Annotated in this window: 16 protein-coding genes; 13 read left to right on the top strand and 3 right to left on the bottom strand. The window is 38.6% G+C overall.

Annotation, left to right across the window (positions count from 1 at the left end):
- Positions 1-22: 22 nt before the first annotated feature.
- Complete coding sequence (locus BQ5903_RS02110) at positions 23-1,390, bottom strand: FAD-dependent oxidoreductase (RefSeq protein WP_010498793.1); 1,368 nt, start codon at positions 1,388-1,390, stop codon at positions 23-25.
- 533 nt (positions 1,391-1,923) lie between these two features.
- The gene (locus BQ5903_RS02115) at positions 1,924-2,478 is read right to left on the bottom strand and encodes a GNAT family N-acetyltransferase (RefSeq protein ID WP_010498795.1); all 555 of its coding nucleotides are present in this window, start codon (positions 2,476-2,478) and stop codon (positions 1,924-1,926) included.
- Between the two features lie 400 nt (positions 2,479-2,878).
- Between BQ5903_RS02115 and BQ5903_RS02120 the strand changes: the two genes are divergently transcribed.
- From BQ5903_RS02120 to BQ5903_RS02180, 13 genes are all read left to right on the top strand, one after another.
- Positions 2,879-3,160, top strand: coding sequence for a hypothetical protein (locus BQ5903_RS02120; RefSeq protein ID WP_010498797.1), 282 nt, complete (start codon positions 2,879-2,881; stop codon positions 3,158-3,160).
- Positions 3,161-3,575: 415 nt separating this feature from the next.
- Positions 3,576-4,976, top strand: a complete 1,401-nt coding sequence (gene nhaC / locus BQ5903_RS02125; RefSeq protein ID WP_010498798.1) for a Na+/H+ antiporter NhaC — start codon at positions 3,576-3,578, stop codon at positions 4,974-4,976.
- 281 nt (positions 4,977-5,257) lie between these two features.
- The gene (locus BQ5903_RS02130) at positions 5,258-7,522 is read left to right on the top strand and encodes a glycoside hydrolase family 65 protein (RefSeq protein WP_079578642.1); all 2,265 of its coding nucleotides are present in this window, start codon (positions 5,258-5,260) and stop codon (positions 7,520-7,522) included.
- A 2-nt stretch (positions 7,523-7,524) separates the two neighbouring features.
- Positions 7,525-8,196 carry a beta-phosphoglucomutase gene (gene pgmB, locus BQ5903_RS02135; protein WP_079578644.1) on the top strand — a complete coding sequence of 224 codons (672 nt, stop codon included), beginning with the start codon at positions 7,525-7,527 and terminating at the stop codon, positions 8,194-8,196.
- Positions 8,197-8,391: 195 nt separating this feature from the next.
- Positions 8,392-9,339 (top strand): LacI family DNA-binding transcriptional regulator, encoded by a 948-nt coding sequence (locus BQ5903_RS02140; protein WP_010498807.1) that lies wholly within the window; start codon positions 8,392-8,394, stop codon positions 9,337-9,339.
- A 178-nt stretch (positions 9,340-9,517) separates the two neighbouring features.
- Positions 9,518-10,759, top strand: a complete 1,242-nt coding sequence (locus tag BQ5903_RS02145) for an ISL3 family transposase (RefSeq protein ID WP_079578646.1) — start codon at positions 9,518-9,520, stop codon at positions 10,757-10,759.
- 289 nt (positions 10,760-11,048) lie between these two features.
- The gene (locus BQ5903_RS02150; protein ID WP_079578648.1) at positions 11,049-12,728 is read left to right on the top strand and encodes a glycoside hydrolase family 13 protein; all 1,680 of its coding nucleotides are present in this window, start codon (positions 11,049-11,051) and stop codon (positions 12,726-12,728) included.
- A 681-nt stretch (positions 12,729-13,409) separates the two neighbouring features.
- Complete coding sequence (locus BQ5903_RS02155) at positions 13,410-15,185, top strand: glycoside hydrolase family 13 protein (RefSeq protein WP_079578650.1); 1,776 nt, start codon at positions 13,410-13,412, stop codon at positions 15,183-15,185.
- Between the two features lie 104 nt (positions 15,186-15,289).
- Positions 15,290-16,582: an ABC transporter substrate-binding protein gene (locus BQ5903_RS02160; protein ID WP_079578652.1), complete on the top strand. Its 1,293-nt coding sequence runs from the start codon at positions 15,290-15,292 to the stop codon at positions 16,580-16,582.
- Positions 16,583-16,674: 92 nt separating this feature from the next.
- A complete protein-coding gene (locus BQ5903_RS02165) occupies positions 16,675-17,535 on the top strand; it encodes a carbohydrate ABC transporter permease (RefSeq protein WP_079578654.1) in 861 nt (286 codons plus the stop codon).
- Positions 17,535-18,347: a carbohydrate ABC transporter permease gene (locus tag BQ5903_RS02170; protein WP_079578656.1), complete on the top strand. Its 813-nt coding sequence runs from the start codon at positions 17,535-17,537 to the stop codon at positions 18,345-18,347. The genes BQ5903_RS02165 and BQ5903_RS02170 overlap by 1 nt, the downstream gene beginning before the upstream one ends.
- Positions 18,348-18,366: 19 nt before the next feature.
- A complete protein-coding gene (locus BQ5903_RS02175) occupies positions 18,367-19,023 on the top strand; it encodes a hypothetical protein (RefSeq protein ID WP_079578658.1) in 657 nt (218 codons plus the stop codon).
- Positions 19,024-19,082: 59 nt separating this feature from the next.
- On the top strand, positions 19,083-20,189 hold the full coding sequence (locus BQ5903_RS02180) for an ABC transporter ATP-binding protein (RefSeq protein WP_079578660.1): 1,107 nt from the start codon (positions 19,083-19,085) through the stop codon (positions 20,187-20,189).
- 270 nt (positions 20,190-20,459) lie between these two features.
- Here the strand turns inward: BQ5903_RS02180 and BQ5903_RS02185 are convergent, their stop codons facing one another.
- On the bottom strand, positions 20,460-21,770 hold the full coding sequence (locus BQ5903_RS02185; protein ID WP_010499943.1) for an IS1380 family transposase: 1,311 nt from the start codon (positions 21,768-21,770) through the stop codon (positions 20,460-20,462).
- Positions 21,771-21,911: the final 141 nt, after the last annotated feature.

Here is a 21,911-nt window from a genome sequence, read left to right on the forward strand (position 1 = left end):
TGAATGTTTTTGCTTTAGCGTATTATTTATTTTTTTCTAAATCACGCAACGCCTGTTGGGCACCAACGTTCATGATGTTCCATGGGCGGTCAAAACCTGGTTGGAAGAAGAAGTCTGCATAGGCGAGATCAGACAACGTTAATTTAGCTTGGATAGCTAAAGAAATAGTGTTGATATTTTGAGTCACATCTTGAGTAGAAAGGATCTGTGCACCTAAAATACGAGTGGTTTGTGGGTCGTATGTCAGCTTGAACCATACCTTGTCGTTTCCGTTTTCATCTGGAACAAAGCTAGGTCGGAATGTGTCTGTGACCAAAGTGGATTTAGTTTCCAAGTTGAATTGAGCGGCAGTTCCTTCTTTGATACCAGTAGAGGCAAACTTGTATTTGAAAACAGATAAAGCACTTGAACCGGAAACAAGTGGTGTTTTCGCTGCGTTCCCGACAGCATTTTTTCCAGCTATTCGTCCTTGACGGCGTGCGTTTGTAGCCAGAGCAATCGGAGATTTTGTCCCATTAGTTGGAGCAAACTTAACTAGTGTTGCATCCCCAACAGCGTAAATATCATCTGCACTTGTTCGTTGTTGATCATCGACTTTGATCATACCATGGTCATCCAGGTCAACTATTCCAGATAACCATTTGGTATTTGGTTTGATACCGGTAGCTACGATCACGAGATCTGCAGGATAAGTTGCTTGGTCTGTGATAACTTGAGTAACATGACCGTCTTTACCAACAAATTTCTTGATAGCTTGCCCTGGAGCGGCTTTGATATCATGTTTTTCCATTTCCTTAGTAACGATATCAGTTAATTCTTCGTCTAAATACTTGGCCAGTAGACGGGGCAGCATATCAACGACAGTTACATGCTTGCCAGCTTTGGCAAAAGTTTCGGCTGCTTCAATTCCGATATAACCCGCACCGATCACTACAACATTGTTGATTTCAGGATCAACGGTCCTTTCTTTTAACTTGATTGCCCAATCACGTCCGCGCATGGCATAGATATTCTTTAAATCGTTGCCAGCTACTGGCAGTGTAGCAGGAGTTGCACCAGGGCTAAGGATCAACTTGTCATATTGTTCTTCTCGTTTTTGACCATTCTTATGATCAACGATATAGACACTGTGTTGTTTTGCGTCAACTGCAGTAACTTCTGTTTCGGTAAAGACTGAAACGCCTTGAGCTCTCATGCCTTCGGGTGTTGCGTAACTAACATCATTCACGTTCTTGACAATACCTTCGAGATAAAGTTGCATCCCACATGAAAGAAATGATAAAAAGTCGCCTTTTTCGTACCATTGAATTTCTGCGTCTGGTCGATCGGCTAAAATTTCACGAACAGCTTCAAAACCACCATGTGATGAACCTACTACAATAACTTTCATGAATAAACTTCCTTTCTTAAAAACAGAGCGGAGCGTGACGGGAGAAGGCGAGCATTAACGGGCTTTCACACTATAAAGCGATTTTTCAGCATTGTAGTGTGGAAGTTGGTTAGGTGCAACCTTTTGCCATGCGCAGCTTAACTACAAAACAAGCTGTACCATCTTTCCTTGCAATACCTACATAAATAGTTGTTAAAACAAACTGCTGATTTTCTCACAAAGTGATCAATTTTGGAGAAAAATAAATAATTTTTAGAATTAAGCTTATATTCAAATGTTAAATAAAATAGTTGCATTAACATCAAACAGACGTCCGAATATATGAATCATCAATGCTTTCTATGGGTTAAAAGTAACACACAAAATGTTGTAATTAAAGTAAAAAAATCTAATAATTTTAATTTCACAATCTAAAAATCATTGTTGAAGGTTGCACACAATATATTCTTGAAGTGTAAAAAAATTTTTTGTGAAAAATAAAAAGGCCTGCTATTTTGCAGACCATTTATAAAAATTATAAATTACAGTAACTTTTAACCAGCAATTTGTATATTAGATTTAGCTTGATGTTCAATAACTTTTTCGTAGACAAAACACTCATCTGTTGGGCCATAAACCCCGACTAATTCACCGACATGGTTAAAACCGGTTTTGGCGATCACGTGCTGCATAGCCTGGTTGTTTTTATGCGTATCGATCCGGATGCTATCGATCGACGGATGATTGTTTGAGATCTCTTCAATCACTTTTTCGAAAAGCTGAGTAGCATAGCCATGCCCGCCATGATCTGAATGGATCGCTACTCGGTGGATCACGATGTAGCTATCGGTGTTTGTTAACCAGTTACCATGCATATCATCATAGGCATGATCAGGTGCAGGAACTAATGATAAAGCGCCAACTGTTTGATGATCATCTGATTCGGCTAAAAAAGCAAAGCCGTGTTCAATATCGTATTTTACGTGATCGCGTGAAGGGTATTCACCTTGCCACTGGTCGACACCCTTTTCAGCAAGTTGGTCGCGTCCGTCTGCTAAAATTTCGATAATTTGCTCTAAATCGTTCATCTTTGCTTGTCTTAATTTCAATTTTGTACCCTCTTTCTAAAAGAATCAGTCACAAGTCAGTTTAAGCTCAAGAGTTTTGTTTATAGATATAAACTGTTTTTCAGCTCTCGCGAGAGTGAGAACGAGTTAAAAATAATGTCTTATGACTATACTTTAAAACGCATAGAAGTATTTTACTGAAAAACAGGCAACTTGCAAACAATTTGTGTCTATTATTAGAAAAAATTAACGTAAGGTCCTGACTTTTATGTTTGGATCGTTGTGAAATAAATGAATAACCCGATTCAAATAGTTATAAAATAATTAGTTTTAGGGCGTCAGGTGGTATAAAACCAGTAAATATGTGGTAAAATAATGGTTGCGGTATCATCGCTGACATGTCAGCGTTTGTAATAAAAATTGGGGAAGAAGGTCTTTGATCATGTCAAGAAAAACTTTTTTAGTTGCACGTTGTGGCCGGTTTGACTTACGCTTAGACTTGCACACCTTGGTACTTTATCAAGATTTTCTTGCTGATGTCTTTCCTGATCGATGTTTTCAATTATCGATGCTCGAAGTTTTGAGTTTCTTAGACGTTGTTGATAAATTTAATACAGAGCAATTAAAAATCCAGCAGGGAATAGGAGATCCTTATTGGTGTCAAAAATTATTAGCATATATTGAAAAAAGTTATCTAGTCAAAGAAATCGAATTATCTCGTTGAGTTTAATTTTTTTCTTTGAGGCCTTGCTTTTTTTGTCTTTTCATTTTAAACTTTGAAATAATATCTTAAAGGTTAATTACATGAAGTAGTTCTTCTATCTGGGTGTCAGGAAGTTGGTGGTCGCTGCGAACCAATCAGGGTAGAAGGTGCGAAATACCGTAATTTAAATGATACTGGTCAATAACTAGAATCCATTATCTTCTAGTGAGTGGTGTACTGATCGTACACAAAAAGGGTGGTACCACGGTAAAAACCGTCCCTATTGCATGCAGTTTGCAATAGGGGCGGTTTTTTTGCGCCTAAAAGAAAGGAATTTTGAAGTATGTTAAGAGCAACTAACGGAGGAATAGTTCGATATTAGTTAACCAATATATTTAGACTTATTGAAAGAATAACAAAAAAGAGGTTAACTAATATGACGAGAAAAAATTTAAAATTAGGTTTGTTTGAAGCAATCATTATATTGTCGTTAGTGCTGGCAATCATGGGGTTCGGCATGATCGGTCTGCAATTGTCGCCACAAGTACCAATATTATTGGCAATGACAGTCGTTATTTTTTGGGCAAAATTAAAAGGTGCTAGTTGGAAAGAGATCAATGACGGCATTCAAGATGGGATCGACAAGGGTATCATTCCGATCGTAATGTTTATTTTGATCGGGGCAATGATCAGCACGTGGATCGCCGCTGGTACGATCCCAACATTGATGGTGTATGGTTTTCAGGCTTTAAATGCGCGTTGGTTTTTACCAACAGTATTCTTGGTTTGCGCAGTCGTTGGAGCAGCAGTTGGCAGTTGTTTTACCGTGGTCTCTACGGTCGGTATTGCCTTTTTTGGCATTGGCGTCACAATGAACTTCGATCCAGCAATTGTTGCTGGTGCAATTATTTCAGGCGGTATATTTGGTGATAAGTTGTCTCCGCTGTCTGAAACCAATAATCTGTCCGCAGCTGTTGTTGATGTGAGTTTATTTGATCATATGAAGACTATTCTCTGGTCAACATTACCAGCGGCTGTTGTGACGACTGGTATTTTGGCGTTTTTGGGTTTAGGACATGACAGAGCAGATCTGTCTAAGGTCAATGCTACGATCTTTGCTTTGCAGGGAAACTTTCATATTTCATTTTTAACATTGTTACCGATCATGTTGATCTTTATTTGTGCATTTTTCAAAATGGGAGCTATTCCGACAATGCTGTTAAATGTTTTGGTTTCAACAGGAATTATGTTCGTAAGCCACGAGGCACTTAGCATGAATAAAGTTGCTGATATCATTATTAAGGGTTATGTTGCCAAAACGTCAAATAGACAAGTCGATCTTTTGTTATCACGCGGAGGAATAGAAAGTATGATGCCGACAGTAGCATTGATCGTTTTAACATTAGCTCTTGGAGGCTTGTTAGTTCATTTTGGCTTAGTTGCAACTGTTATGGATCCACTAGGCCATAAGTTAAACGGCCCGTTTAAGCTGGTCCTGGCTGCGCTTGTTGCTTGTGTTGGTGTTAATCTTTTTGTTGGTGAGCAATTTTTATCCATTATTTTACCCGGTCGTGCTTTCAAACAGACTTTTAGAAAGGGAGGGTTGACCGCTGCTGCTTTAGGACGAGTACTTGAAGACGGAGGTACTGTGATCAATTACTTGGTCCCATGGGGTGTTGGAGGAGTGTTTATTGCTAATACACTGAGCGTTCCAACGTTATCTTACTTACCATTTGCGTTCTTTATCCTTTTGTGCCCATTGTTTACTTTGTTGAGTGCAGCAACAGGTATTGGTTTGAAAACAGAGAGCGGCGAGCAATTAATTTTAGAGAAATAACATTAAAAGGAAAATAGAAAATCAGCGAAGCTGGAACAAATTATTCTCAATGATAATTGTTTCAGCTTTTTTTATAAAATTCTGTTATCGGTAACATTGCAAGTATAGCGCGAGGCTTATTAAAACAGGCTAGAAAACGATTGTTCCGCCGTTTGGGCAATGCTATTATAAATTTGGTAAATATAGCGTTGCCATTATTGACTAATAATTATCTAGCAGGTGAATAGGTAAGGTTCATTTGCTTATATTTTAAGATAGAAATGAGAAAAGGAGCTACGGGGATGAAAAGAATTTTTGAAATCGACCCATGGAAAATCGTTACTCATTCTTTGGGTAAAGGAAATAAAAGGTTGCAGGAAAGTATTACCAGCATTGGAAATGAATACATGGGAATGCGAGGAATGTTTGAGGAAAAATATTCTGGTGATACTCACCCAGGTATATACTTGGGTGGCGTGTGGTATCCGGACAAAACTCGTGTAGGTTGGTGGAAAAATGGCTATCCAGAATATTTTGGCAAGGTGATCAATGCTGTTGATTTTGTCAGCTTGGACCTTCAAGTCAACGGAGAATCAATAGATCTTGCTAAAGATAAGTTTACAGATTTTTCTTTGGAATTAGACATGAAGCACGGCCTGTTGACAAGAAGTTTTATAGTCTACAAAGGAGATGCTAAAGTTCAGGTTGAGTCAGAACGCTTTGTTAGTGTGGCTTGTAAAGAACTGTATACTAATCGTCTGAAATTCAAGAATTTAGGCGAAAAGCCGGTTGTACTTAACGTGACTTCGATGATCAATGCAAATGTGTATAACGAAGATGCTAATTATGATGAACAATTTTGGAATGTTTTGGGGCAAAATACTGACAGAGAAAGCTTGCAGATGACTGCCCAAACGATCCCAAATGATTTTGGAACACCGCGTTTTATTGTAGCTATGAAGGCAGTTCATCAGACTTCATTGGAGTATCAAACGCAAACCAAGGAGACAAAGATGGTGTCTGCCAAGTGGCAGAAAAAATTGAATGCAAATGACCAAGCTGAGTTTGAAAAAAAGGTTATTGTAACGACTTCACGTGATTATGCTACCCGAGCGCAAATCGAACAAGCAGCTGCTGATTTGAGCAAAGAACAAGCGGCTAAATCTTTTGAAACACTACTTTCGGACCACGAAGATATTTGGGAAAAGCGTTGGGAAAAATCAGATATTATTATTAGCGGTAATGAAGAATCACAACAGGGGATCAGATTTAATTTATTCCAGCTTTTTTCAACGTACTATGGCAATGACAGCCGGTTGAATATTGGACCTAAAGGTTTTACTGGAGAAAAATATGGTGGAGCGACTTATTGGGATACAGAAGCTTTCGCTGTGCCATTTTATTTGGGAGCAGCACCTGCAAATGTGACGCGTAACTTGTTACAGTATCGCCATAATCAGCTAAGCGGCGCTTATCATAATGCGCAGGAGCAAGGTTTAAATGGTGCGCTTTTTCCGATGGTAACTTTTAACGGGATCGAGTGTCACAATGAATGGGAGATCACCTTTGAAGAGATCCATAGAAACGGAACGATTGCATATGCAATTTACAATTACACTCGTTATACTGGCGATCAAGAATACGTTCATAATGACGGCTTTGATGTATTAGTTGGTATCGCCCGTTTCTGGGCTGACCGGGTTCACTTTTCCAAACGTCAGGGAAAATACATGATCCATGGTGTCACCGGGCCAAACGAGTATGAGAATAACGTCAATAATAACTGGTATACCAATACCTTGGCAAAATGGTGTTTAGAATATACTGAAAAAATTGCTCAAGAAGTTTCAGCCAAAAAAATTCAAGAATTCAACTTAACGCATGAAGAACGGCAAAAATGGCAACAGATCAGTCAAAATATGTATTTACCATTTGATGAAAAACTTGGGATCTTTGTGCAGCATGACACATTCTTGGACAAAGACTTAACACCAGTTAAAGACTTGCCACAAGAACAATTACCCCTTAATCAACACTGGTCCTGGGATCATATTTTGCGTTCGCCATATATTAAACAAGCAGATGTTTTACAAGGAATTTATTATTTCATCGACCGTTTTAGTGAGTCAGAAAAAAGAAGGAATTTCGATTTTTATGAACCATTGACTGTTCATGAATCGAGCTTATCGGCAGCTACTCATGCCGTTTTAGCGGCTGACCTGCATAAAGAAGAAAAGGCTTTTGAAATGTATTCTCGGACTGCCCGTTTAGATTTAGATAACTATAATAATGATACTGATGATGGTTTGCATGTGACTTCAATGACCGGTTCCTGGTTGGCGATCGTACAAGGATTTGCAGGAATGCGTGTTAAAAATAATAAGCTTGCACTTGCGCCATTCGTACCCCAGCAGTGGGATGGATATTCTTTCCGACTTAATTTCAGAGGAAGATTACTCAGCGTAACTGTCGACAAAAAAGGGACAAAGCTCAGCTTGCTGACGGGCAAGCCGCTGGAAATTATACTAAATGGTAAGCCGATAGTAGTTGAGATGGAGGCAAAATGACAATGAAAGGTGTATTATTTGATCTGGACGGGATCTTGACCGATACTGCCAAGTTTCATTTTGCGGCTTTGAGAAAACTTGCTAAAGAAAAGTTGGCGGTCGATTTGCCAGCTGAATTTGAACAGGAGTTGAAAGGTGTCAGTCGAGTTGACTCATTAGTTAGGATCATGAACTATGCAGGTATTAAAGAGCAATATAGTGCTGAACAAATTGAAAAGTTGGCTAATGAAAAAAATAGGTATTATGTTGAAGCAATCAGCGCATTGACTGAGGATGACATTTTACCTGGTATCACAACTTTTTTGCAAGAACTAAAAGAACAGCATGTTTTAAGTGCAATTGCTTCAGCATCTAAAAATGCACCGCTTATTTTAGAAAAATTGGGCTTAAATTCATACTTTGCAGCAATCGCTGATCCAAGACAAATAGCTCATGGTAAGCCTGCGCCAGATATTTTTTTAGCAGCCGCTGAGGCATTAAACCTAGCGCCAGCAGAATGCATAGGAATTGAGGATGCAGTGGCTGGGGTAACTGCCATTAAGGCCGCGGGGGGCATCGCAATTGGTGTTGGTGATCCAAATGAACTTGGCCAAGCAGATTTAGTGATTCCCTCAACTGTAGAATTGGATTATGGATTGCTTAAAAATTTGTTTGATCAAAAACAAAAGAATTAAAATATTGATAAAGGTAACTGGCAGTGTATACTGGCAGTTATTTTTAATGGTGCGCCGGGCATGGTTAGTAACTAGGCGGCTTTAGGCAGATAGTTTGTTCAGTGCGAGAAAAAGTATATTGAATGAAATCATAAAAGAATCTATGATTATAGATAGAAAAAATGTTGGATAACCAATTTAAAGAGGGGTTTGTTGATGACAACTTTAAAAGATGTGGCAGATCAGGCACATGTTTCACGAATGACCGTGTCTCGTGTGATCAATCACCCTGATAAAGTGACTGAAGAGGTCAAACAACTAGTATATCAAGCAATGCAAAGCTTAGATTACCATCCTAATGCAATGGCAAGGGCATTAGTCAATAATCGAACACAGATCATTAAGCTGTTGGTTTTAGAAGAGATGACGACGGTTGAACCATATTATATGAATTTATTGACGGGGATCTCAAAAGTATTAGAAGAACACCAATATGCACTGCAGCTTGTAACGGAAAACAGTTTTGAGATCGGAACTTGTGACGGGTATATTATAACAGGAATGCGCGATGAAGATTATCAGTGGATCAAAGAATTAACTCTTCCTTTTGTATTATTTGGAGAAAATAGGTATGGTTATGATTTCGTTGATTCTGATAACAAAATGGGCGGCCAGATCGGAACACGTTACGCTATTCAAAGGGGCTATAAGCATTTGATCTATGTCGGGATCGATTTGGCTGAACCATTTGAATATTCACGTGAAGCAGGCTACATTCAAGTTATGCAAGAAAATGGATTGGAGCCGCAAATTATTCGGAGCGTGAATCATTCTACGCAGATTCAAAATTATATCAGTGAACACTGGTCTGAGTTTGAAGAAAATACTGTGTTTATTAGTGCTTCGGACCGTCTGGCACTGGGGATCGAACGGGCGATCATTGCTCAAAAAGGCAGTATTCCTGAGCAGTACGGAGTGATCGGGCACGATAGTGTTTTTTTAGACCAAGTAGCTTTTCCTAAATTAACAACTATTAAACAAGAGGTCAGCAAAATGGGAGGACTATGTGCCAAGATGTTGCTTGACAAGATCAACAATGGAAATCAGTTACAAGGAAAGTGTGTCATAGAGCCGCAATTAGTGGTTAGAGGAACGACAAAGTGAAGAGCAAAAAAATATTCGAAAAAAATGTCTTAGGTCGTGGTACCCAGGACTTTTTTCGGGTCTACACTTTTTAGTGTTGATGGTAAAATCATCAGCACTATTTTTGTACAAAAAAGGACATCATTTGTCCTCATATGCTACGATTAAAGCGACAAAACCAAATCAAAGCGAGGTATAAATGATGTCCCAAACTGATTCTATCCTAAATTTACTCAATATCCAAGACCCAAATATCAAAATTTCAGCTTGTACTGATTTTTCACAGGCCGGAGTTCACGAAAAACTGCTTTCAGCTACGCTGACTTACCCCGTCGAACGCTGTGTTAATTGTGGTTCCACGAATATCGTTCAGAATGGGACCCGCCTGACCAAGATGAGACTACCCAGCCTAGGTGAACAACCGCTCCGCATGAACTTGCGCAAACAGCGTTATCTGTGCCGGACTTGCCACCATACTTTTAGCGCGCAGACGCAGCTCGCTCCACCTCGGCACTCGATCACCCGCCAAGCAGTCCACGAAATCGCGACTTTGGCTAAGAACTCACTGCCAGTCAAAACGATCAGCCAGACCGTGGGAATCTCAGCTTCCTCGGTTCAACGGATCTTGTATAAGGATCAGCGAGCTTTAGTAACGCCCAAAGAGCTGCCGACAGCTCTCAGTTTTGACGAATTTCGTTCAACTAAGAACTGCTTTTCTTTTATCTGCATTGACGCAAAAACCCATGATTTGGTCACCTTATTGCCAGATCGTCTCTCGCAGACGATCCGCGAGTATTTCACCAATACTTATACACTTTCTGAGCGTCAAAAAGTTCAACTGGTGACCATGGATCTGAATGCGCAGTATCAGACTTTCGTCCGTCGTCTTTTTCCTAACGCCCTGATCGTCTTTGACCGTTTCCATATTGTTCAGTTAGCGGGTCGGGCACTTGACCATGAACGGCTGCGTGTTTTAAAAGGGATCAACGACCACCACGACCGCAACTATAAAGTTTTAAAAAGCAACTGGCGCTTATTCCACTTAGCTGAAAATCAACTTGAGACCTCCCAGGTTAAATATTATCGGGGATTAAATGAATACACGACTGCCCAAAATGTGGTCGATCTGGGACTCAAGAATTTTCCACAGTTCGCAGAAAACTATCAGACCTATCAAACGATCTTAACCTTTATTCGCAACCGCGATCGGGCTACTTTACAACAATTAGTTATGAACTACCGTCCCAATGGTACTGAAATGGATACCGTCATGAGGACCATTCAAAAGAACTACTTAGGGATCAGGAACGCTTGTCTCTATGACTACTCTAATGGGCCGTTAGAGGGGATCAATCGCAAGATCAAAGAACTTAAACGTAGCTGTTACGGATTCAGTAACTTAAGGCATTTCTTTATCCGCATCAAATTGATCCATGCCTAAGATAAAAAATTTAGGTCAACACTGTGGGAGGCAGGTGCGGGCCCATTTCGCTACGCTTCGGACCCGCACCTGCCTCCCAACCCAAACACTTTAATCTAGCTATGGCAGTAAAAAAAGAACCCTACCATAAAGATAGAGTTCTATGGACCATCAACACTATTTGACAAAGTCCCCTTTTTTCTTGGCTAAATAGTAAGTAAAACTTGTTATCGATAACATCAGAAATTATCTTGCTTTATCTGGAACGATTTATTAAATTTAAAATAGTTGAAGCGAGGGAGGAACAAAAATGAAAGCATTTTCGAATGGAGAACGGATTATTTATCAAATTTATCCAAAGAGTTTTATGGATTCAAATCATGATGGGATCGGGGATTTAAATGGTATCATCACACGCTTGGATTACTTAAAAGCATTAGGTGTCAATACGTTATGGTTGAATCCGATTTTTGTTTCTCCTCAAATCGATAACGGATATGATGTTTCAAATTATTTCATGGTCGATCCAATACTGGGCACAATGGAGGATTTCGATAATTTGGTAGCGGCTGTGCATAATAAAGGCATGGAATTGATTCTGGATTTTGTTTTAAACCATACATCAGATCAGCATCCGTGGTTTAAAGACGCTGCAGCTAACCCACATAGTATCTATCGTGACTATTACTTGTGGGGAAAAGGAAAAGGCAATCAGCTACCTAATAATTGGGCTTCTTTTTTTGGGGGAAGTGTCTGGGAAAAAGACCCAGCAGGGACTGATGATTATTATTTTCATCTTTTCGCTAAGGAAATGCCGGATCTTAATTGGGCTAACCAAGAAGTACGACAAGCCATGGTCGATGTTGCTAAGTTTTGGCTGCAACACGATATTGATGGTTTTAGGTTAGATGCTTTCATCCATACTGCTAAAGCAAATTTTGAACAGAATGTGTTTTCTAAAGATAGCACCGAACCGCAACTAGCGGAAGAATTTTATGCAAATTTGCCTCAAGTGCAGAATTATCTGTCGGAGTTTATTCAAGAGTTAAGGAAATTAAAGTCAGATATTTTCATCTTGGGAGAAGCGGCTAGTGCTGATATCGACTTAGTTGAGAGTTATACGGATCCGCAACGTTCAATGTGTGACAGTGTGGTAACTTTCCGTTATTTTTCTGATGACCAAGATCAACAGTTTTCAACTGCTATTCCCGAGCAAGGACAACCGCACAAATTAGACTTAGTCAAATTTAAGCAAACGATGGTCAAATGGCAAACGGTCCTACAGGGATGGAGTTATCCCACTTTGTATTGGAGCAATCATGATCTGCCGCGTATTTTGGACAAGTTGATGGTTGCTTCTGACCAACAAAATAATGCTGCCAAAATGTTAGCAGTTTTAATGTATTTACAACGGGGTATCCCATGTATCTACTATGGAGAAGAACTAGGCATGACTGCAGGGATCTTAACTGATCCAGCTGAATTTGAAGATCCCAACGCTTTAGAATTTATGAAAATTGGGACAGAGAAAGGTTTCGAACATATTGAGTTACTTAAGAGCTTGTCAGCCAGTCATAAGATGGGGGCTCGCAGTGTAATGCAATGGACTGATGGAGTGAGTGCTGGTTTTTCCGACCAGGACCCGTGGCTCAGTGCAAAAGGAAATGGTGCAAACGTCTTATTGGAGAAGCAAGATCCAAATAGTGTATTAGCCTTTTATGCCAAAGTTTTATCTCTGAAACAAAAACAGCTGTATACAGTTGGTCAGATAGTTTTTGACCTATCTAATAGGGATGTTTATGCTTATAAACGTTCTTTTGATACCCATCAGGCTTATATTTTTTGCAATCTTTCAGCTAAAGAACAAGAAGTATCTCTTCCCGCAGACTGTTCTGATTTACGGATACAATTAAAAAGCCAAGTCAAAGTAGATCATACTACTGCCAAAATAAAACTGGACCCTTATGGAACGATCGTTTTAGAAAGATAAGCAAAATTATTAAAGACAGTTTTATAGAGTTTGTTGCTTTACTTGAGCTGTATACGGCAGAAGTATGTGCCTAACGACCTTCCATATCACAATGCAAAAAACCGCATTCTAGTGTGAAAGTCTGTTAGTCCTCGCTTTCTCCCGTCACGCTCCGCTCTGTTTTGTAGTTGAGCTGCGCATGGCAGAAGGTTGCGCCTAACCAACTTCCACACTACAATGCTGAAAAACCGCATTATAGTGTGAAAGTCCGTTAGTGCTCGACTTCTGAACGTCATGCTCCGCTCTGTTTTGTAGTCGAGCTCCGGCAAGCAAAAAGTTCCGTCTATCCAACTTTAACAGCACAGTGTCAAAACGCACTATGCTGTTAAAGTCCGATATACTCGCTTTTTCTCGCTTGCCTCCACTCTGTTTTGTAGTCGAGCTGCGCATGGCAGAAGGTTGCGCCTAACCAACTTCCACACTACAATGCTGAAAAACCGCATTATAGTGTGAAAGTCCGTTAGTGCTCGACTTCTGAACGCCATGCTCCGCTCTGTTTTATTAGTCGAGCTCCGGCAAGCAAAAAGTTCCGTCTATCCAACTTTAACAGCACAGTGTCAAAATGCACTATGCTGTTAAAGTCCGATATACTCGCTTTTTCTCGCTTGCCTCCGCTCTGTTTTTTAAATTAGGAGGTAAATTATGGAAACTGCTGCTTTGTACCACCGACCTGATAGTGAAATGGCTTATTTAAAAGATCAGAAGCACTTTCAGATTCGCTTAAAGACAAAACATGATGACGTCGTAAAAGTCGAACTATTATATGGGGACCCGTATGGAACGAAAGTCAACGAAAAAGATGAGGGTACTTGGGAATATCAGGTGGCTGAAATGAAACGAGTTTATGCCACCAAACAGCATGATCATTGGATCACTGAGGTAGTTTTGCCATTAAGAAGGCTACAGTATGCCTTTCATGTTTATGGTGCAGACGGGCAAGAATATCTTTATGATGATCGCCGAATTTACAGATATAGCGATGTCGGTATTGAAAAATTATCTTGTTTTCGAATGCCGTACCTACATGAATGTGACCGGATCAAGACTCCAGAATGGGTGACAAATACTGTTTGGTATCAAATCTTCCCAGAAAGATTTGCGAATGGTGATCCTGCCAATGACCCAAAAAACACATTAGAGTGGGGCAGTAAGAAACCGACCCCAGAAAATTTCTTTGGCGGTGATCTGCAGGGTATTATTGATCATCTAGATTACTTACAAGAACTTGGTATTAACGGTTTGTATTTATGCCCAATTTTTACTGCGTATTCTAATCATAAATACGACACGATCGACTATTTTAACGTTGATCCAGCATTTGGTACTAAAGAAACCTTAAAGGAATTGATCGACCAAGCACACGAACGTGGAATGCACGTCATGTTAGATGCTGTTTTTAACCACATGGGTGATTTTTCTATGCAATGGCAAGATGTGCAAAAGTATGGCAGAGATTCGCGCTTTGCCAAGTGGTTCCATATTCACGACTTTCCAGTTTCGTATGAAGAAACAGCTAATTTTGAGTTTGCCAGAAATTTAAACTATGACGTTTTCGCCAATACGCCGCATATGCCGAAAATAAATACCGCAGATCCACAAGCACGAGAGTATCTGTTGAATGTTGCGACTTATTGGATCGAACAGTTTGATATCGATGCTTGGCGTTTGGATGTTGCCAATGAGATCGATCATGAATTTTGGAAAGATTTTTACGAAAGAACTCACGCACTCAAGAAAGATTTTTATGTATTGGGCGAAGTTTGGCATTCTGCGCAAGAATGGGTCGGGCATAAAGAATTCGATGCTGTCATGAACTATTCATATACAGAACCCATTATTGATCACTTTGTTAAAAAAGAATTGACAGTTAGCGAAATGACCGATATATTGCAAAATCAATTGATGTTATACCGTGATCAAACAAATCAAGTTATGTTTAACGCGTTGGATACTCATGATACTGCACGAATTTTGACTTTATGTCGCGATAATAAGGAGCTTGAAAAACAAGTTTTAGCCTTTATGTTTACGCAAATTGGTGCTCCATGTATCTATTATGGAACTGAAATTGGTATGGACGGGGGACCAGATCCAGACTGTCGTAAGTGTATGGTTTGGGATGAAGAACAACAAGATAAAGAGATGTTGCAATTTGTTCACTCATTAGTAGATATGCGTCATCAGTATTCTCAACTATGGTCGAAGGGTAGTTTGGAATTTGAAAAAACTGATGAGCAGTCAGATTTAATTGTATTTAAACGCGAATATCAGAATGTACAAATCATTGCAGTGTTTAATACAGGTACTCAGCCACAAAGTGTCATAGTTACAGATAACGCTCAAGTAATTTCACAGCAAAATATTACAAAAGACGGTCAAATCAACCCAGACGGTTTTTTAATAATTCGTAACAATTAAGAGATAAGCCTGTTACCGGTAACACCATAAAATCGGTTGCAAAGATATTTTCGGCGATGCATAATTAACTGTGGAAATAAAAAAATAAAAGAGGAGTGAGTGTCATGCATTTATCTACGTTAAAAAGATTTGGCTATGCTTTAGCTATTTTAGGATTGGGACTAACGTTGACAGCATGTGGTAAAAAAAATTCTGAAAACGACAAGGTAACAGTTTCTATTCTTCAAAGTAAAGTTGAGTCTAACAAAGCTTTGAAAAGTATAGCTAAAACCTATCAAAAGAAACATCCGAATGTTGAATTTAAAATTCAATCAATTGGAGGGGGAACACAGTATAACCCAGTTTTAAAAACTCGTATTTCTTCTGGTAATGCGCCAACTATTTTTAGTTTATTAGGACCTGCAGATGTAATTCAGTTTAAAAAATATGCCACTGATCTAAATGGTACAAAATTAGCTAAACTTGCTAACAAAGGTACGTTAGATACAGTTACCGATGGTGGAAAGGTATATGGATACCCATATAATGTTGAAGGCTATGGATTTGTTTATAATAAAGAAGTTTTTGAAAAAGCAGGGATAAAGCCTGAGGAATTAACCACTCCTGATAAATTTCAGGAAGCTGTAAAACAAATTGATTCTAAAAAGGATGAACTTGGACTTGATGCGGTATTTGCAACTCCTGGGAAAGAAGCTTGGGTTTTTTCCGATCACCTAGCAAACCTATATCTGGGACAAGAATTTAACGGTAATTCTCTAAAATTATATAGGTCTAAATCAATGAAGTTTACAGCAAATCAAGAAATGAAAGATATGCTAGATTTGGAAATGAAGTATTCTATTAAGCCTGTTATGCAGGTCGACTATACTAGTCAAGTTAATAAAAACTTTTCACAAAAGAAAGTAGCCATGGTACAGCAAGGAAATTGGATTTATCCAACAATTGAAGGAATAGATAAAGATTTTGCTAATAATGGTGTAGGTATGATGACAATTCCAGTGAAGGGGCAAGAAGGCAAATTAGCTGTTGGAACTTCAAATTACTGGGCTATAAATAATAAAAAATCTGATAAAGAACAAAAGGCAGCTCAAGATTTCTTAACTTGGCTTTACACATCCAAAGAAGGAAAAGATTTAGTTGTAAATAAATTACACTATGTACCTGCGTATAAAGGATATTCTGAATTTAAGATGCCTGATGCTCTTTCGCAACAAGTGTTTAATGCATCGCAAAGCGGAAAAGTAATTGGGTGGTCATTCCCAGGTTATACAGGAACTCCATGGGATGAGAATACAATGCAACCTGCATTACAGAAGTATATGTCTGGAAAAGCTAATTGGGATCAAACAGTTAAAACTGCTACTGATGGCTGGAAAAAACAGCAGGCGGAAAATTAATCAAATATAAAACAAGATAGCAATTATTTTATGATTGCTATCTTGTAGGTTATAAGGGTAATTATTGATACTTTTTAAAGGGTGAATTTCTAATGAAAAATAAAAGTACTTCTTTTTGGTTATTTCTTGCACCAACTTTGATCGCCTTACTTTTGGTAGTGTTTATACCTGCCTTAGTTGGAATGTTTTATTCCTTTACTAATTGGGATGGATTGTCATTTACCAATTTTGTTGGGTGGAATAACTATTTGTCTTTAATGTCAGATAAAGACTTTATTTCAGCATTTTGGTTTACTGTTAAATTTGTAGTTGTTACTGTTATTTTATTAAATGTCATTGGGTTGGGATTAGCACTGCTAGTTACCCAGAAATTTAAAGGAAATAATTTTTTGAGAACGGTATTTTTTATGCCAAACTTGATTGGTGGATTAATTTTAGGGTTTATCTGGCAATTCGTTTTTACTGAGGTTTTTCCTGCATTAGCAGACAATCTTGGGCTTAGTTTCCTAAACGGATGGTTAACAAACCAAGAAACTGGTTTTTGGGGGTTGGTAATTCTAACTGTTTGGCAAATGGGTGGGTATATAATGATCATTTATATAGCATACTTACAAAATATACCTGATGAAATCATAGAAGCAGCTAAAATTGATGGGGCAAGCGCTTGGCAAAGGTTTGTTAATATTACATTTCCTATGATTGCACCTGCGTTCACTGTTTGTATGTTTTTGACGCTCTCAAATGGATTCAAGCTTTATGATCAAAACCTGTCTTTGACAAATGGTGGTCCTTATAAATCAACTCAAATGTTAGCACTGAATATTGTTAATACTGCTTATACAGAAAATGATTTTGCAAGGGCTGAAGCTAAAGCCATAATTTTCTTCATTATTGTTGCAAGCGTTGCGTTGATTCAAGTTTATTATAATAAAAAGAAAGAAGTTGATTTGTAATGAAAAAAGGTAAATTATCAATTGTTATTTTGGGTATTTTACTCGCTGTTTTATGGCTTTTTCCTTTTTATTTATTACTATCGAACTCTTTTAAAACTCCAAAGGGAATCTTTACTTCGGTTTTGAATTTACCAGGTAAGTTCTTTACAATTTCTAATTATCCTGAAGCTTACGAAGCGTTACATTTTTTGAGCTCGTTCCTTCATTCGCTGATCATTACTGTAATTAGTGTTATTTTGTTAGTTTTTTGTTCAGCGATGGCTGCATATGCACTACAAAGAAATCATAGTCGTTTAAGTTCTTCAATATTACTTCTTTTTATTTCGGCTATGATTATTCCATTTCAATCTGTAATGATACCGATGACTGCTTTATTTGGAAAAGTACAGGCCCTAAATATGTGGGGGTTGATTTTTATGTACCTAGGTTTTAATGCAAGCTTGTCGATTTTTCTATTTCAGGGTAGTATTGGCAGTATTTCAGAGTCCTTAGATGAATCTGCAGCAATGGAAGGGGCAAATCGTTGGCAAGTCTTTAGGAAAATCATTTTTCCAATGCTGACTCCGATGTCAGTTACCGTAGCGGTTTTAAACATTGTGTTGATTTGGAATGATTATTTGTTGCCATCATTAGTTCTTCCAGAGGAACAGTTTACAATTCCTTTGCAAATGTTTATGTTCTTTGGGCAATTTACAAAGCAGTGGCATTTAGCAATGGCAGGTTTAACTTTGGCAATTATCCCAGTAATTATTTTCTATATGTTTAGTCAGAAATATATTATTAAAGGGATAACCGAAGGAGCAGTTAAATAAGAGGATATGATTTCAACGTATGAGTAATTCAAAAAATAAGTATGGACGCATATTGTATAAACTGGGTAACGGTTTAGCTTCGTTAGTATCGACAAATGTTGCTTGGTTAGTAATTTGTATCCCAGCATTTGTATTTGCAATAGTTTCATTTAGTTCATCGGATTTTATGTTACAACCAATGAATTTGATTCTATTGGCACTTTTATTTTCCGTTTTTGTTATACCTGCATATTCAGCAGTTTTTCAAATTTTGATAGAAAGATTGTCTACTAAAGAAGGCTGGTTGTTTAAAAAAACAGTTAAACAATATTTTGATAATCTGAAGAAGATTAAACCAAATTTCTTTTTTGGAATTTTTCTAACATTTGAAATAGTAATGATTTTGGTCAATAAAAAAAACGTTGCACTAACATCTTTTCTAATCACAATAGGTATTGTTATTTTAGGAATTTTATTTGTGTATAGTGTAAGTTGTTCGGAGAATGTTAATAAGAACTGGCAACAAATTATGGTTGAACATCCAATTAAAATGATAATTGTGGCAATATTAATAATATTAGCGCTCATGCTAAATACTAATTTGTTTTTGTCTTTTTTCTTGCTACTGTTCAGTGCATCATTACCAGGGCTCGTTGGAATTTTTATGTTTAGAGACTGTATTGTAGATAGAAATTAAAAATACTTGAATAAAATATTTCTTTCAATATTAATTTGGGAAAAGGTGACTTTTATATTATGGTTGAGCTTAACTTAGAACACATTTATAAAAAATATGATAATGCGGATGATTACTCAGTAACTGATTTTAACTTGGATATTAAAGACCGTGAGTTTATCGTCTTTGTTGGTCCTTCAGGTTGTGGAAAGTCCACAACCTTACGAATGATCGCTGGGTTGGAAGATATTACTAAAGGGGATTTAAAAATTGATGGGAGCATTGTGAATGATGAAGCACCTAAAGATCGTGATATCGCAATGGTTTTCCAAAATTATGCTTTATATCCGCATATGACAGTTTATGACAACATGGCATTTGGCTTAAAATTACGAAAATATTCTAAAGAAAAAATCGACAAGCAAGTTCATCATGCCGCAGATATTTTAGGCTTAGAGGAGTATTTGGACCGTAAGCCAGCTGCTTTATCAGGCGGGCAGCGTCAACGTGTAGCTTTAGGTCGCGCAATTGTCCGAGACGCACCGATCTTTTTAATGGATGAGCCATTATCCAACTTGGATGCTAAGTTACGGGTTGCAATGCGTGCTCAAATTGCCAAGCTTCACCAGGATTTAAAGACAACTACGATCTATGTTACTCATGATCAGACAGAAGCTATGACTATGGCTGATCGAATCGTAGTTATGAAAGATGGAAAAGTTCAGCAGATAGGCACGCCGCAAGAGGTCTATGATCAACCGATGAATGTCTTTGTTGGTGGTTTTATCGGATCACCGGCCATGAATTTTTTCAATGTGACTTTGGATGGACAATATATTTATGATGAAGGAAAGAACTTTAATCTGAAAGTCCCCGAAGGTTGCTTGAAAGTCTTAAAAGAAAAGGGCTATGATAAACAAAAACTGATTTTTGGTATTAGGCCAGAAGACATGCACACTGAACAAGCTTTTATCGAAGCTTTCCCGGAATCACAGGTCAAGGCTACTGTTTCAGTTTCAGAATTGTTGGGCGCCGAATCACAACTATATAGCAAGGTTGGAGATACAGAATTCGTTTGCAAAGTTGATGCGCGTGATTTCGTTCAACCAGGAACAGAAGTTACCATGGGCGTTGATTTGAATAAGGCGCACTTCTTTGATCTAAAATCAGAAGAGTCAGTGTATTAAAAAATTCTTGAGTAAAAATGTTCACTTGATAAGAAAAATAAGTAAAAGGTAAAAGCCAGTTATTCTGTCATAGAATGCCTGGCTTTATTTTGGGTAAACTAAAAGATGAGTGTTAGTCCTGAATTATTCATACTTTTTGTCTTAAATAAAATTTGGCGCAAAATAACCGTGGTCTCAGAAAAAAGCTTTTTTTGTTAGTTTTGCGGTCGTATTGCTTAAAAAAGGGCAGACTTCACCCTTTCCCTAGAAAATATATTTTATTTTGTGAGTTCACAGCGGGTATATTTTAATGTTTTGGATCTTAAACAGTGTCTGCCAGAATAATTTATCAAACACATTGGTCTGGGATAAATGGACCCAGATCTGATGGGCGTGGTGCGTGACCTTAGCTGCCAAATGAAGTAATTTAAAGCGGATGGTCTCGACCTGAGCGTGTTTAAGTTCCGGTGGTAAAACCAAGTTCTTCATGGCTTGGAGTATATTGTAAGCCGTGCCAGCCACCAACATGCGAAACTCATTGGCGTTAAAGCTGGAACTGTCCGTTTTATCAAAATGAAAACCGCGTTTAACTTCTTTGATCAAGTCTTCCATTGAACCACGTTGTTGATAGAGGGCAAAGACTTGCGGACCACTCAATTCTTCCAAGTTGGTCACGATAAACTCATGGTCAAACAGTAAATTTCCCGCTGGCCGAGTTGATCTAATGATCACCCGATAAGGGCGTGGCCAACTTTGGGGACAGTAATCCTGCAGGACATGCCATTGGACTTCAGTTTCGCTGAAGTCGTGGTCGCCCACTTGGATCAAGCGCTCAGCCCGACTTTGGAGTTGGCGGTTCGCTTTCATGCGGATCACGAATTTAGCCTGTTTTTTATCACAGGCACGGTAGATCCCTGGCGCTGCGAAACCAGAATCTCCCCGCACGAGGACATCCAAAGAAGACTGGTCATAGGCCCGTAGGCCCCGTAATAAGAATTTAGTCGCTCCCTGTGAAGTATAGCGATTGCCTGGACGTAATTGGGCATTCAATAAGCAGCCCGATAAAGCATCGAAAGCTAGTAATGGATGATAACCGTTAGTCTGATAATGACCGTTATAAGCACTTTTTTCTTGGTTACCAAATGTATCAGCATGCGTGGAGTCGAGGTCAAGGATCAGCTGATGTTGATTCAGCTGGCCCAGGACTAAGTGCGCCAAAGAGATCATTACAGACTTGACGGAGAAAAGGCCTGTCGCCGAGACGTGATTGATAAAACGTGAGAGCGTCGGTTGGGAAGCGACTGCTTGTTTTAGAGCTAAGTTGAAATCAGCCGCTTGGGCCAAGGTGTTAGCAGACTGATCCTGGGAATACCCCGCTAGTAATTGAAATAACAACTGCTTGAATAAATCGTTCATAGTGAAGGTACAATACTTGCGACCATCTTTGAAACGCAAGTTAGTCTCTAAAAACTGGTCAAAGTGGAGTTGATGGAGAAACTCAGCAAGCAATAAAGTCCCCGCATCGTTCGCTAGCTCACCGCCGTCATTAGAAATTTTGATTTGTTTATTGAATAAAAGCTGTTTATGATGTAAAGTCGACATTAGGAGCACTCCTGTTCTTTGTAGTGTTTAGTCGACTTTACAATAGCACAGGATGTGCTCATTTTGTACACCCAGCAGGTGAAAAAGAAAAAAGGTCAGCAACAGCACGGCAACAACCAAAAGCAGACCTCAAGGTAAAAT

It is taken from the genome of Ligilactobacillus acidipiscis, assembly GCF_900116935.1.
In the GTDB taxonomy this organism is placed as follows: domain Bacteria; phylum Bacillota; class Bacilli; order Lactobacillales; family Lactobacillaceae; genus Ligilactobacillus; species Ligilactobacillus acidipiscis.

Coding starts and splice junctions, on each gene's coding strand:
- BQ5903_RS02110 (WP_010498793.1), bottom strand. CDS start 1,390: ATGAAAGTTATTGTAGTAGGTTCATCACATGGTGGTTTTGAAGCTGTT.
- BQ5903_RS02120 (WP_010498797.1), top strand. CDS start 2,879: ATGTCAAGAAAAACTTTTTTAGTTGCACGTTGTGGCCGGTTTGACTTA.
- nhaC (WP_010498798.1), top strand. CDS start 3,576: ATGACGAGAAAAAATTTAAAATTAGGTTTGTTTGAAGCAATCATTATA.
- BQ5903_RS02130 (WP_079578642.1), top strand. CDS start 5,258: ATGAAAAGAATTTTTGAAATCGACCCATGGAAAATCGTTACTCATTCT.
- pgmB (WP_079578644.1), top strand. CDS start 7,525: ATGAAAGGTGTATTATTTGATCTGGACGGGATCTTGACCGATACTGCC.
- BQ5903_RS02140 (WP_010498807.1), top strand. CDS start 8,392: ATGACAACTTTAAAAGATGTGGCAGATCAGGCACATGTTTCACGAATG.
- BQ5903_RS02145 (WP_079578646.1), top strand. CDS start 9,518: ATGATGTCCCAAACTGATTCTATCCTAAATTTACTCAATATCCAAGAC.
- BQ5903_RS02150 (WP_079578648.1), top strand. CDS start 11,049: ATGAAAGCATTTTCGAATGGAGAACGGATTATTTATCAAATTTATCCA.
- BQ5903_RS02155 (WP_079578650.1), top strand. CDS start 13,410: ATGGAAACTGCTGCTTTGTACCACCGACCTGATAGTGAAATGGCTTAT.
- BQ5903_RS02160 (WP_079578652.1), top strand. CDS start 15,290: ATGCATTTATCTACGTTAAAAAGATTTGGCTATGCTTTAGCTATTTTA.
- BQ5903_RS02165 (WP_079578654.1), top strand. CDS start 16,675: ATGAAAAATAAAAGTACTTCTTTTTGGTTATTTCTTGCACCAACTTTG.
- BQ5903_RS02170 (WP_079578656.1), top strand. CDS start 17,535: ATGAAAAAAGGTAAATTATCAATTGTTATTTTGGGTATTTTACTCGCT.
- BQ5903_RS02175 (WP_079578658.1), top strand. CDS start 18,367: ATGAGTAATTCAAAAAATAAGTATGGACGCATATTGTATAAACTGGGT.
- BQ5903_RS02180 (WP_079578660.1), top strand. CDS start 19,083: ATGGTTGAGCTTAACTTAGAACACATTTATAAAAAATATGATAATGCG.
- BQ5903_RS02185 (WP_010499943.1), bottom strand. CDS start 21,770: ATGTCGACTTTACATCATAAACAGCTTTTATTCAATAAACAAATCAAA.